This is a genomic window from Paenibacillus sp. FSL H7-0940 (genome assembly GCF_037979415.1).
In the GTDB taxonomy this organism is placed as follows: Bacteria; Bacillota; Bacilli; order Paenibacillales; family Paenibacillaceae; genus Paenibacillus; species Paenibacillus amylolyticus.
In genome coordinates this window covers 2458529-2470655 of the sequence record NZ_CP150280.1, presented here as the reverse complement: position 1 = coordinate 2470655, position 12127 = coordinate 2458529, and the positions used below count along the sequence as shown (strand labels likewise).

13 protein-coding genes and 1 riboswitch are annotated in these 12127 nt (G+C 44.4%); of the genes, 12 read left to right on the top strand and 1 reads right to left on the bottom strand.

Features of this window, described 5'->3' with window-relative positions; genetic code table 11:
* Window positions 1-53 precede the first annotated feature (53 nt).
* The 4 genes from MHB71_RS10860 to MHB71_RS10845 all read left to right on the top strand — a co-directional run bounded on the left by MHB71_RS10860 (window position 54) and on the right by MHB71_RS10845 (window position 4113).
* Window positions 54-428 (top strand): hypothetical protein, encoded by a 375-nt coding sequence (locus MHB71_RS10860; RefSeq protein WP_315371712.1) that lies wholly within the window; start codon window positions 54-56, stop codon window positions 426-428.
* A gap of 2 nt (window positions 429-430) precedes the next feature.
* Window positions 431-2149, top strand: a complete 1719-nt coding sequence (locus MHB71_RS10855; RefSeq protein ID WP_282321518.1) for an ABC transporter ATP-binding protein — start codon at window positions 431-433, stop codon at window positions 2147-2149.
* A gap of 465 nt (window positions 2150-2614) precedes the next feature.
* Window positions 2615-3037 carry a MarR family winged helix-turn-helix transcriptional regulator gene (locus MHB71_RS10850; RefSeq protein WP_036670809.1) on the top strand — a complete coding sequence of 141 codons (423 nt, stop codon included), beginning with the start codon at window positions 2615-2617 and terminating at the stop codon, window positions 3035-3037.
* Complete coding sequence (locus MHB71_RS10845) at window positions 3034-4113, top strand: low specificity L-threonine aldolase (RefSeq protein WP_340029567.1); 1080 nt, start codon at window positions 3034-3036, stop codon at window positions 4111-4113. The genes MHB71_RS10850 and MHB71_RS10845 overlap by 4 nt, the downstream gene beginning before the upstream one ends.
* 179 nt (window positions 4114-4292) lie before the next feature.
* Here the strand turns inward: MHB71_RS10845 and MHB71_RS10840 are convergent, their stop codons facing one another.
* The gene (locus MHB71_RS10840) at window positions 4293-5210 is read right to left on the bottom strand and encodes an AraC family transcriptional regulator (protein ID WP_340029566.1); all 918 of its coding nucleotides are present in this window, start codon (window positions 5208-5210) and stop codon (window positions 4293-4295) included.
* Between the two features lie 555 nt (window positions 5211-5765).
* Here MHB71_RS10840 and MHB71_RS10835 point away from each other — a divergent pair.
* The 8 genes from MHB71_RS10835 (at window position 5766) to MHB71_RS10800 (ending at window position 11956) form a co-directional block, all read left to right on the top strand.
* A complete protein-coding gene (locus tag MHB71_RS10835; protein ID WP_340029565.1) occupies window positions 5766-6530 on the top strand; it encodes a methyltransferase domain-containing protein in 765 nt (254 codons plus the stop codon).
* An 11-nt stretch (window positions 6531-6541) separates the two neighbouring features.
* Window positions 6542-7171: a pentapeptide repeat-containing protein gene (locus MHB71_RS10830; RefSeq protein WP_340029564.1), complete on the top strand. Its 630-nt coding sequence runs from the start codon at window positions 6542-6544 to the stop codon at window positions 7169-7171.
* A gap of 70 nt (window positions 7172-7241) precedes the next feature.
* Window positions 7242-7342, top strand: a riboswitch (guanidine-I (ykkC/yxkD leader).
* Between the two features lie 100 nt (window positions 7343-7442).
* Window positions 7443-7781, top strand: coding sequence for a multidrug efflux SMR transporter (locus MHB71_RS10825; RefSeq protein ID WP_340029563.1), 339 nt, complete (start codon window positions 7443-7445; stop codon window positions 7779-7781).
* Window positions 7781-8095: a multidrug efflux SMR transporter gene (locus tag MHB71_RS10820; RefSeq protein ID WP_340029562.1), complete on the top strand. Its 315-nt coding sequence runs from the start codon at window positions 7781-7783 to the stop codon at window positions 8093-8095. The genes MHB71_RS10825 and MHB71_RS10820 overlap by 1 nt, the downstream gene beginning before the upstream one ends.
* Window positions 8096-8212: 117 nt before the next feature.
* Window positions 8213-9619 carry a DEAD/DEAH box helicase gene (locus MHB71_RS10815; protein WP_340029561.1) on the top strand — a complete coding sequence of 469 codons (1407 nt, stop codon included), beginning with the start codon at window positions 8213-8215 and terminating at the stop codon, window positions 9617-9619.
* Window positions 9620-9761: 142 nt separating this feature from the next.
* Window positions 9762-10112 carry an MmcQ/YjbR family DNA-binding protein gene (locus tag MHB71_RS10810; protein WP_340029560.1) on the top strand — a complete coding sequence of 117 codons (351 nt, stop codon included), beginning with the start codon at window positions 9762-9764 and terminating at the stop codon, window positions 10110-10112.
* 105 nt (window positions 10113-10217) lie between these two features.
* Window positions 10218-10910, top strand: a complete 693-nt coding sequence (locus tag MHB71_RS10805; RefSeq protein ID WP_036608182.1) for a hypothetical protein — start codon at window positions 10218-10220, stop codon at window positions 10908-10910.
* A 164-nt stretch (window positions 10911-11074) separates the two neighbouring features.
* Window positions 11075-11956 (top strand): alpha/beta hydrolase, encoded by an 882-nt coding sequence (locus MHB71_RS10800; protein WP_340029559.1) that lies wholly within the window; start codon window positions 11075-11077, stop codon window positions 11954-11956.
* The last annotated feature ends 171 nt before the right edge of the window (window positions 11957-12127 follow it).

The window sequence follows — 12127 nt, the reverse complement described above, 5'->3', positions numbered from 1 at the left end:
GTATACATGAATACGCTGTATACATATGTATACACGTTATGGGGGTGGCAAATATGAGAGATCGTCCTATCGAAGAGAAGGATGGAAGTGTACGTCAAGTTGAGCGTCCGAGACGTGATATGAGTGACAATGAGCAACGTGGTGAACGTTCCAGACGTGGAAGAGGTCATGTTGAACATGAGGGAAAACGGGGCCGTGGTGCGCAAACATTCCGTCGCGGCCGAATTCTTGTATTTCTGGAACAAATGCAGAATCGGAGAACAACGCTTGTCCGACAACTTGGACAGGAGGAGTATGAACATATTCGCCCAATGATCAGTGGGGAGTTAAAAGCTATTGATCAGGTCATCGACGAGTATATCCATCTTTTCGAGCTGCAAAATGAAGATGTACACCCCAACAAGGATCTGGAGAGTGAGAGTGAATAAGTATGATTCGTCGTTTTTTTTCGTATTATCGTCCCTATAAAAAACTGTTTTTGATTGATTTTGGATGCGCTGTACTCGCAGGTCTTCTGGAGTTGGCTTTCCCCCTTGCCGTCAGCAAATTCATTAATGAATTGTTGCCAGGTCAGGATTGGCCTCTCATTATGCTTGCCTGCGTCGTGCTGTTATCCATCTATGCACTTAATACCGTATTGAACTATGTAGTTACATATTGGGGACATATGCTGGGCATTAACATTGAGACCAACATGCGTGAGAAGATGTTCGCTCACTTGCAGAAGCTGTCCTTCCGGTTCTTTGATAATCGTAAAACAGGCCACTTAATTGGTCATCTTACGAATGATCTGAATGATATCGGCGAGGTTGCTCACCATGGACCTGAAGATGTGTTCATCGCAATAATGACATTAATCGGATCGTTCTGGCTGATGGCTAACATTAATCTGGAGCTTGCGCTGCTTACCTTTATCATTATCCCAATTATGGCTTGGGTCATTATCGTATTTGGTGGTCGCATGACAAAGACGTATCGGCGACTTTTCGGAGATGTCGGCAATTTCAATGCGCGTATTGAAGACAACGTCGGGGGTATGCGTGTTGTGCAATCGTTCGCCAACGAAGAACATGAGAAAGAACTTTTTGCGGTGGACAATCAGAATTTCCGTAAAACCAAACTGCTTGCCTACAAAACGATGGCAAAAAGTATCTCGGTCAGTTATATGATGATGCGACTGGTTACGGTGTTTGTCATGATCAGCGGGGCTTGGTTTTATATCGATGGCAGAATCAATATGGGTGACTTTATGGCCTTCCTGCTTCTGTCCAATATATTCTTCCGTCCAATCGAGAAAATTAACGCTGTCATAGAAAGTTATCCGAAGGGTATCGCTGGTTTCAAGCGTTATCTGGAGATCATTGATACGGAACCTGAAATTGCTGATAGCAAAAACGCTGTTGAATTCGAAAGTGTGAAGGGTGATATTCGCTTCGAAAACGTCTCGTTCGGATATGAATCCAGTCGGCGTATTCTAAGTGATATCAGTCTGTCTGTTCGACCCGGGGAAACTGTGGCTTTTGTTGGACCTTCGGGTGCAGGTAAAACGACGATCTGTAGCCTGCTGCCACGATTCTATGAAGTAGAAGAGGGACGTATCACTGTAGATGGCGTCGACATTCGTAACGTTAAGCTTCAATCCTTGCGCAAGCATATCGGAATCGTTCAACAGGATGTATTTTTGTTCTCGGGTACCATTAAGGAGAATATTGCCTATGGTGATCTGAGTGCAACGGATGAACAAATCTGGGATGCCGCCCGTCGTGCCTCATTGGAGGAACTGATTCTCACGTTGCCTGATGGCATGGATACGGTCATTGGCGAGCGTGGAGTCAAGCTATCCGGAGGACAGAAGCAACGGTTATCTATTGCTCGTATGTTCTTGAAAAATCCACCCATTCTTATTCTGGATGAGGCAACCTCAGCGTTGGATACGGAAACGGAAGCACTGATCCAACAATCACTCGCTGAATTGTCGGTGGGCAGAACTACACTTGTGATTGCACACAGATTGACAACTATCAAGAATGCAGATCGAATCATCGTAGTAAACACAGATGGTATCGCTGAGCAGGGCAACCATGAGGAATTGGTCGCCGCTGGAGGGATATACAGCCGTCTTCATCAGGTGCAATATAGTCACTCTTAATCCATGTAAATTGAACAAAAAAATAATTACACTCGTCACTTTGATGACAGAACAACCTTCCGATCGCTGTTATCCCCAGATTTTTTGATTCCTTCTAGAAAGGGGGAAATCCGGGGATAGCGTATGCTTCCGATGTAGCTTTCTTGCAGAAAGCTTTCAGGCGAACGCTCCGCTTCTTCAGGTTCTTTCTGTCCTCTCCGTTTTGTGTAAATGTTTAGTTCAATTTATATAGAAACTTAAGTAGCTGACTAAGTATCTGGATCAAGTATCTAAAACAAGTAAACCTTGCCGCGCTTATGCGCGGTTTTTTTCTGTTTGGATGTTAAAAATGAAGTTATAAAATGCTATGTAAAATATAATGTTGACAACGTCCACTAACGTGATTATTATAATGTTGACAATGTCCACTAAAAAGGAGGGTTTGACATCGACTTTCAGTACATAAATCCAGATATACTGGCTGACATGCGACGTTTTAACCGTTTTTATACCAACATACTCGGTGTACTCGATAAGCATATTCTCGGAACAGGGTATTCGTTTGCAGAAGTACGAGTCATTATTGAGATTGGAATTCGGGGAGAGAGCATTGCGAATAATCTGGTAGATACACTGACCATTGATCGCAGTTACATGAGCCGAATTGTGAACAAGCTGTCCAAGGAAGGACTGCTGGTGAAAGTGGATTCTGCGGCCGACAGCCGGGTCAGTCTGATTCGTCTGACAGCCAAGGGTGAGGAACTGTATGCCCAATTGAATGACCGATCCGATCAACAGATCCTGAAGCTGATGCAAGAATTGAATGAAGAAGAGATTCAAGAGGTATACACCTCCATGATGAACATACAAGAGAAGTTGAACAAGAAGGCAGGAGAGACAACACGATGATACGATTTGAATGTGATTATAACGAAGGTGCGCATGAACGCATTTTACAAAGACTGATGGAAACCAATATGGAACAGACGAGCGGGTATGGCACGGATGGACACTGCGAACGGGCGAGAATGCTTATTCGTCAGGCTTGTGACAATGAGCAAGCTGATGTTCATTTCCTGGTTGGTGGTACACAGACAAATACAACGGTGATTGCCTCTATTTTGCGTCCATATCAAGGTGTGATTGCTGCGTCCTCGGGACACATTGCGGTTCATGAAACCGGAGCTATTGAAGCTACGGGACATAAGGTACTCACAGTTCCAAGCGAGGACGGAAAGATCACGCCTGAGCAGGTTAGAGCCGTCTACGGTGCACACATGAATGAGTCGTCTCCGGAACACTGTGTTCAACCAGGAATGGTCTACATATCCCAACCAACGGAGAATGGAACGATGTACAGCAAGGCAGAACTGCAAGCATTGTATACAGTGAGCAGAGCATGTGGTCTTCCTTTTTTCGTGGATGGAGCACGTCTTGGATATGCACTCGCTTCACGCGATTGCGATATGACACTTGCTGATCTTGCACGCTTGTGTGATGTGTTTTACATCGGGGGAACCAAGATTGGCGCATTGATGGGAGAGGCGGTTGTTATCCTGAATGATGCACTAAAACCAGATTTTCGTTATATGATCAAACAAAAAGGTGGCCTGCTTGCCAAAGGCAGATTGTTGGGTATCCAATTCGAAACGTTGTTCGAAGACGGTCTGTACCTCGATATTTCTCGTCATGCCATAGATATGGCCTTGAGAATTCATGACTCACTCGAACAGCAGGGAGTACGCTTCTTGTACGATTCACCAACCAACCAGCAGTTTCCGATTCTGCCTGATCGTTTGCTTGAGAAATTACGCAGCGGTTATACGTTCACCTTCTGGGAAAAGGTTGACGCTACACACAGTGCGGTACGGTTCTGCACCAGCTGGGCAACTCGCCAAGAGAATGTGGATGCACTGACTCGTGATATCACTCAATTATTGCACGAAGAGATCCACGTGCCAGAACGGGTCGAAGCATTGGTCTAATCTTGTTCAAAAATTAAGGAGAACAGTTCCGATTTCCTTCTCATAAATACGAGTATTTGGAATAAATCCAAAAGAAATTACGCAGAATTTTGATACTGAAAAAAGGACAACTCATTGTGGTTGTCCTTTTTTGGTTTGCCTTTTGTGAGATAGTTGTGAGATAGAGAGTACATACTCGGTTACTCACTCAAGGCCATGTCATATTTCTCTTTCAGCCGTCGGATATCGGCTCTTGGCGGCGCACCGAACATGCGTGCATATTCGCGGCTAAATTGAGAAGCGCTCTCGTAACCAACCCGGAACGCTACATCTGCCGCGTCAGCAGATTCGGCCATCAGAAGTCGCCGGGCTTCCTGTAATCTTAATTGTTTCTGGAATTGTAATGGGCTCATGGCTGTGATCTCTTTGAAGTGACGATGGAATGAAGAGACGCTCATGCTCGCGGTCTCAGCCAGATCTTCAATGCGAAAAGGCTGTTCCCAATGATGAACGATGTACTCAATCGCTTCTCTGATCCGATAAGTGCTGCTACCTTCAACCGCAATCTGCGCCAGTTCTCCTCCGTAAGGCCCTTGAAGGAGACGGAACAGGATTTCTTTAACGTACAACGGAGCCAGAAACGGAATCTCTCCTGGCGTATCCAGCAATCGAACAAGTCGGAGTACAGCATCCTGAATGGACGATTCCATCTGACCTACAAACATGGCTCGTCTGGCGTTTTCGTTGAATGTTGCCTTGATATTACATTCGTTAAGTACTTCGAGAATTTGGTTCGGAGTGAATTCGAGCTTAAGTCTTAAGTAGGGTGCATCTGCGGATGCCTTGATAATCTGCCCGATGACCGGGAGATTCATGGAAGCAATCAGGTAATTGGAAGGTCCGTATTCATAACGCTCCTGTGCGAGCAATACTTCTTTCAACCCTTGAACAATTACACAAAATGAAGGTTTATATACTCTGTACGCGGGTTCACTAATCTTGGAATGGTGATAGACAAACAGGGAAGGAATCGCCGTTTCCATTGCACCGTTATGATTGGAATGGCGTTTGATCAGGTCACTCAATTCCTGTTTTGGTTGAAATATTTCTTCGGTCATATGTATCCTCCTCACGGATTTAACCTACTTACATTATAAAGCTTACCGTACAGAACCAAAAGAGGGCCTGAGAGGATCAGGCAATCAATTAAGACGATTGATATACCGTATGGTATCTATAACTCGGCATAATAAGAATACGTTAACAGAGTTAAGCAGTTAAAGTTTATTCGAAAAGTTGGGTGAACAAGGTGATGAAGTGGTTATCAAACCATGTGAGGCAAATTTTGATTGACAGGCTCGAATCACAGATCAAGTTCGAAGAAAATTCCGTACATCGAGAGATATACTTCACATGCTGGTTAGAGCTAGTGACCGAAGAGGTCGAGATAACATCAGTTTACAGCACAAATTCAAGGAGAGTGTAAATTAGGGAATATGTGAAATTAGGGCACACAGGTCTAGGGGGAACGCGCTCCATCGTCTCTGAAAGAGGAATAGAGTCGCCATCTGGCGGCTTTTTTTGTGATTGAGTGATGAGTGAATTGACAGTTCTCTTATATTGAAGTTATTATAGATACATTAGATCCTTAATTGAGAAGGAGATTATATTCTATGAGTAACGGACATTCATCCGGTCAAACGAACGAATCATTGAGTGGTCATTCCGCTCCTTTTGCTACGTTACAGGAGACACCTATCTTATCCTTGCTCCAGCCATCCCAAGGTGAACGTATTCTTGATGTGGGTTGTGGTAATGGGGAGATTACAGCCAAAATTGCAGCCGCAGGAGCGCTGCCAACAGGTATAGATTTTTCAGAAGAGACGATTAGGCAAGCTAAACAGAGATATCCTGATATGAATATTCAAGTAGCAAATGCTTGTCATTATCGGACAGAAGAACCGTTTGATGCGGTCTTCTCTCATGCCGTTCTGCATTGGATAAAGGATGCTCCAGCTGTAGTACAATCAATACAGTTAGCGCTCAAGACGGGCGGGCGATTCGTGGCTGAGTTTGCTGCAAATGGTAACACGGCTATATTAATTACAGCGGTAAGAGAAGAACTGAATGCCCGTGGATACAAATGGGAAGGACGGAATCCGTGGTATCACCCGACCATTGGTGAATATGCTAATCTTCTGGAGCAACACGGATTTCGAGTTAGTCTGGCCCAGCACGTGGATCAATTTACTCCGTTCAAGCCAGGTTCCAGAAAGTGGTTGACCAGCTTCGGGGAGTATTTATTCAGCGGCATCACACCTGCGGAACAGGATGTTATTATGGAAGCTGTTGAGAAAAGAGTACAGCCACAACTGATGCGGGATGGACAGTGGTATCTGGACCGAAGCCGACTGCGAGTCGTAGCTATTAAAGAATAGGGGAATACGGGATGAAAATGGATAAACCCAAGATTCAGGAGCAGTTGCTCGAACCGGAAACGATTGCATTCCTGGAATCCAAAGTGGAGTACAAACACAAACTGATCGAGAACATTACATTGGATCAACAGGAAGCGAGTAAGGTTTCCTTTGAAAATGTTGTATTTAGACATGTGACCATCTCGGAGTCTACCTTGGAACAATTTGAATTCACCGATGTCAGGTTCGAACACTGCGACTTCTCCAATGTCAATCTCTCTGGTGCCTTCATGCACCGGATCGAATGGCATAACTGCAAGTTTGTCGGAACTGATTTTTCCAATAGCCGATTGCAAAATGTCAGTTTCCTTCATGGTCTAGGCGACTATAGCAATTTCCGTTTTGCCCATCTGAAACAGGTCTCCTTCTCAGAAAGTACCTTGATTGGTGCGGACTTTGCCTATCTGGCACTGCAAAAAATGGAGTTCAGTCAATGTAACATCGACCAAGCTTCCTTAACAGGCACCAAACTGAAGGATTTGGATCTTAGCGATTGCGAATTTGACTCCTTGGTGCTGACCATGGAAGATCTCAACGGTTGTGTGATTTCACCACATCAAGCCACCACATTTGTAGGATTAATGGGTTTGATTATCAAATAAAGGGCGTGATCACATTTACGGGGTTGCCAAGATAGTGGAACTGTGTATAATTGGAGACACATTAGAATAAAAACAGGTTTTCTAGGGTTCCGCGATGTATGTGTCGGTCTGGTCCGAGAGAAAACCCGCAACCTGTTGGTTGTGCCACGGAGGGATAAAAGCCTGGGAGATGAACTGCTACATGCAGTTTGTTTCCCGGGCTTTTTTTGTTTTTACGCTAATGAACCTTACGGGTTGTACAAAAATGTAGTAGAGAAGGAGTGTTACAGGGATGAATAAAACGTGGATGTCGGTTGTGATTGCTGCTTTGTTTGAAGTGGGTTGGGTCATTGGATTGAAACATGCCAGTGGTCTGCTGGAATGGGGGGTTACGTTGGTTGCAATTATCATTAGTTTCTCCTTGATGATTGCAGCTTCGCGGACACTGCCTGTGGGAACCGTGTATGCCGTATTTGTTGGCCTGGGTACTGCTGGTACGGTACTTGCAGAGATTGTTCTGTTTAATGCGACTGTTCAAACCGGAAAAATGGTACTCATTGGTGTACTTTTACTCGGCGTAATTGGTCTTAAAATGCTGAGCAAAGAGAAGAATAAGGAGGTGCAGCTATAATGAACTGGGTATTTCTTATCTTGGCAGGTATATTTGAGATGATCGGAGTGCTGATGATAAACAAGTTGCACAAAGACCGTAATCTCATTTCACTGGTTCTATTGGTAGGCGGGTTTGGTTTAAGCTTCATGTTCCTGTCCATTGCAATGGAAACTCTTCCGATGGGCACAGCATATGCCGTATGGACGGGAATCGGGGCCTCCGGTGGTGCCATTCTGGGCATGGTGTTTTATGGAGAACCTCGAAATGCCCTACGAATTCTGTTTATCGCTATGGTGCTCGGATCGGCAGTTGGTCTTAAATTGGTCAGTTAAACAAAGTGATTTTAAAAAGATAATGTACAAATTGCGTTTTTAATGGTATCCTTATACGTTACGTGTGAAATAAAAGATGCGTCTTATTGATAGATGTGCGTAAATGAAGGAGACAACATGACATTTAAGGACTTAAATATTATCCCCTCTATTATGGAAGGGTTAAGCAAAGCAAACTATACTAATCCTACCCCTATACAGGAACAGGCCATACCAGCTGTATTAGCTGGCAGAGATCTGCTGGGATGTGCACAGACAGGAACAGGCAAGACGGCAGCATTTTCAGTGCCGATCATTCAATTATTAAGCGAAAGATCCAAAGGGCAAGGATCGAAGTCCGCACGACATATTCGCTCATTAATTTTGACACCAACACGAGAACTGGCGATTCAGATCGCGGATAACATCAAGGTATATAGCCGGTATACGGACATTCGTTGTACGGCAATCGTTGGCGGCGTTTCGCAAAAAGTACAAGAGCGTGCGTTGAATCAAGGTGCAGATATTATTATCGCAACGCCTGGCAGATTGAACGATCTGATTAACCAGAAACGTATTGATCTGAAGATGGTTGAGATTCTCGTTCTGGATGAAGCAGACCGGATGTTGGACATGGGCTTCATTCATGATGTGAAAAGAATCATTGCCAAAATGCCTAACAAAAAGCAGACGCTGTTCTTCTCAGCTACGATGCCTCCTGAAATCACCAAAATGGTTAAAACCCTGCTGGTTGATCCAGTCAAAGTAGAAATCACACCGGTTTCTTCAACGGTAGACCGCATTGAGCAGTCTATTTATTTGTTGGAGAACGGCAAGAAGCAACATATGTTGAACCAAATTTTGGAGGATAAATCCATCGTCACGGCATTGGTGTTCACACGCACGAAGCGCGGCGCTGACCGGGTTACACGTGATTTGGCCAAAGCGAATGTTACGGCACAGGCTATTCATGGCAACAAGTCTCAGAACGAGAGACAACGGGCACTGAACAACTTCAAGAGTGGTGCAACACGTGTATTAGTTGCGACGGACATCGCGGCAAGAGGAATTGACGTAGAGGAACTTTCACATGTCATTAACTTTAACCTGCCTAACATTCCGGAAACGTATGTTCACCGTATTGGACGTACAGGGCGAGCTGGCAAAAGCGGGATGGCCATATCGTTCTGCGAGAAGGATGAACTTCCATTCCTGAAGGATATCGAGAAAGTAATCAAAAAGACGATTCCTGAAGTGAAAGGTCATCCGTATCCAATGACAGGTGTACCTGTGTTTGATAAAACCAGCAAAGCATCAGGCAGTAAACCTCCGTTCAACAAATCGGCTGCAGGCAAACCGGCGAAGTCCAAAGCTAACCCGGCACGCAAGCCCAAATCCGAATGGTTTGCCAAGAGTGGTAAATCAAACAGTAGTCGTTCAAACGACGGTAGACCCAATAGCAGTAGATCAAACAGCAGTAGCAGTAAATCTAACCATGGCTCATTCAGCCGCAGCAGCAAAACTAGGAATGATAGAGCCAATTAAGATCTAAATAAATCCAGATAAAACCTTCTCCATTCATTTGGAGGAGGTTTTATTATATGCTTTTATGTGCAACGAGCTTATTTACATACGAACTTACATTCGGTATCATTATATCGTCCATTGGTGAAAGGGAGGTACTGACTTGAAGGATACGATGATTGAATACAGTTTGAAGAAGAAAGGTGCGACCAAGGATTATCCATTTGGGCCTGATCCAGTCGCGATGAAGGTTGCGGGTAAGATGTTTGCGCTTATTTTTGAAAACAAAGAGAACTGTCGCTTGAACTTAAAATGTGATCCCATTATTGCAGAGAACCTGAGAGAGCAGCATGAAGCAGTTCAACCGGGATATCATATGAACAAAAAACACTGGAATACCATTACGCTGGATGGTTCACTATCCGATGAAGATGTCTACGTCATGATCGATCACTCTTATGATATGGTTATTAAATCCCTTCCAAAAAGCGTTCGGGAATTTTTGGCCGAATGAGGAGAACGTATACCACTTTCTCTACACCTCATTCATCATGTTATTGACATTTAAGAGGTGGGTGAAAAGGCTAATGGTCTGCTTCTCTAACAGAATGAATATCCTATGAAAATGAAGACATATTTGAAGTCCATTTGGTTCCATTACCTTGGAAATAAACAAGATCGAACGGCCTTGTTTAATGTGGCTTCCCTTGTTATCAATGCTGTAACAGGGATAGGCAAGTTAATCCTGGGCATATATCTGCTTTCGGGATGGTTCATTACAAATGCTGTATATTATCTGATTCTGTGTGTGGCAAAAGGACAAGTGCTCCATAAATATACAGTTACCAAGAGAATGGACTCTCCCGAAGAAAGATATAGATTAGAACTTACGGTATATAAGCGCGGAGGTCTGTTCCTGTGTTTACTAGGCGTGTCCTATTCGATGGTCTGCCTGCGAATGTATCTAATCGGCGATGCCTTCATATATGAGGGTAACATCGTGTATATCGTATCTACAGTTGCTTTTACCAAGCTGGTTTTTGCCGTGTATGGTACCTGGGCGAACCGTCATCTCCATAACCCGATCATATCTACATTGAAAATGATTAACTTCACCGATGCGATGGTATCCATCGTGGTGACCCAAGCGACGTTACTTACCATGCAAGGCTCACCTCTTGCATTAAAAACCAGTAGCTTGTTTGGCATGGGGTGCAGCGTTTTATTTTGTTTGATGGGGGTCTGGATGATGTTCCACAAAAAAAAGGAAACAAGCACGGACCCAAACCAATCTCCTGGCACTGAATGTTAACATTGAAGCATTAAGAGCAGGGGAAGGTAATTTTGGTTGACGTTTCAGCATGTTGATCAATACATATCAAATGATTTGCACATGACGGAATAGACGAGTGTCATCTATACTTAAAGTGACAACGGAAGAAGGCGTATTGGCAATCCACTAAAGGAGTGATATCTATGGATCAACAACAACAATTGGCAATGGTACAACGTATGCGTCAAAATGTCGTCGGTACAGGTGCAGCTCTTCAACCCAGTTCCACGTATGCGGTCACAGTAAAAGAAGTCATGATTCCTACAACTAAAGGGGATACACGTGTACTTGTGTATACACCGGATAGGGAGCATTCCGCGCCTCTGCCGGTCTTCTTTAATATGCATGGGGGTGGTTTCATCTTGGGACAAGCAGAGATGGATGATCCATGGTGTCGCTTGATCGCTGATCGATCTGATTGTGTGGTCGTTAATATCGATTACAGTCTTGCACCAGAGCACAAGTTCCCAACAGCGGTCGATGAATGTTACAACGTTGTACAGTGGGTCAGCGCCAATCCGGAATCCTTATCTGTTAACCCGTCTCTATTCGCTATTGGGGGGCATAGTGCTGGTGGTAATCTTGCTGCAGCAGTGTGTTTACTGAATCAGCAACGAGGTAGCGAGCTGCCAATTGTTCTGCAAATTATGGATTATGCCGTGTTGGATGTGGCTACAGATCCGGCCGAGAAACCGAGTTTTGCAGAAGCCATTCCAGCCGATATCGCCAGAACGTTCAATGCCATGTACCTCGATACGCCAGAAGATGCGCAAGACCCGCTGGCTTCACCTGTGCTCGCAATATCAGTGGAGGGTCTTCCAGAAGCATTGATTATTACCGCGGAAAAAGATTCACTAGCCCAAGAAGCAAGAACATATGCAGCAAGGCTGGAAGCAAGCGGTGTGAAGGTGACACTTAAGGAGTACGAGGGAGCCGCTCATGGATTTACGCATTTTGGCGATCTCCAGATGGCTGAGGATGCCTGGTACCTGATGAGTGACAAGATCAGAGAAGCATTTTCATAATAACGTGTATCAGAATGACGCTTAGAAGGAATATAGTTACCTTGGAGTCGCCTAATGGCGGCTTTTTTCGTTCATTGGTGTGATTGCTTCAATGGCTTGGCGAAACCAAGCTTCTGAGCTTGCGGATGTGTTAATAAACTAGATTAGGAGCCTTATTGAGATTATAACGAT

Coding starts and splice junctions, on each gene's coding strand:
- MHB71_RS10860 (WP_315371712.1), top strand. CDS start 54: ATGAGAGATCGTCCTATCGAAGAGAAGGATGGAAGTGTACGTCAAGTT.
- MHB71_RS10855 (WP_282321518.1), top strand. CDS start 431: ATGATTCGTCGTTTTTTTTCGTATTATCGTCCCTATAAAAAACTGTTT.
- MHB71_RS10850 (WP_036670809.1), top strand. CDS start 2,615: ATGCGACGTTTTAACCGTTTTTATACCAACATACTCGGTGTACTCGAT.
- MHB71_RS10845 (WP_340029567.1), top strand. CDS start 3,034: ATGATACGATTTGAATGTGATTATAACGAAGGTGCGCATGAACGCATT.
- MHB71_RS10840 (WP_340029566.1), bottom strand. CDS start 5,210: ATGACCGAAGAAATATTTCAACCAAAACAGGAATTGAGTGACCTGATC.
- MHB71_RS10835 (WP_340029565.1), top strand. CDS start 5,766: ATGAGTAACGGACATTCATCCGGTCAAACGAACGAATCATTGAGTGGT.
- MHB71_RS10830 (WP_340029564.1), top strand. CDS start 6,542: ATGAAAATGGATAAACCCAAGATTCAGGAGCAGTTGCTCGAACCGGAA.
- MHB71_RS10825 (WP_340029563.1), top strand. CDS start 7,443: ATGAATAAAACGTGGATGTCGGTTGTGATTGCTGCTTTGTTTGAAGTG.
- MHB71_RS10820 (WP_340029562.1), top strand. CDS start 7,781: ATGAACTGGGTATTTCTTATCTTGGCAGGTATATTTGAGATGATCGGA.
- MHB71_RS10815 (WP_340029561.1), top strand. CDS start 8,213: ATGACATTTAAGGACTTAAATATTATCCCCTCTATTATGGAAGGGTTA.
- MHB71_RS10805 (WP_036608182.1), top strand. CDS start 10,218: ATGAAAATGAAGACATATTTGAAGTCCATTTGGTTCCATTACCTTGGA.
- MHB71_RS10800 (WP_340029559.1), top strand. CDS start 11,075: ATGGATCAACAACAACAATTGGCAATGGTACAACGTATGCGTCAAAAT.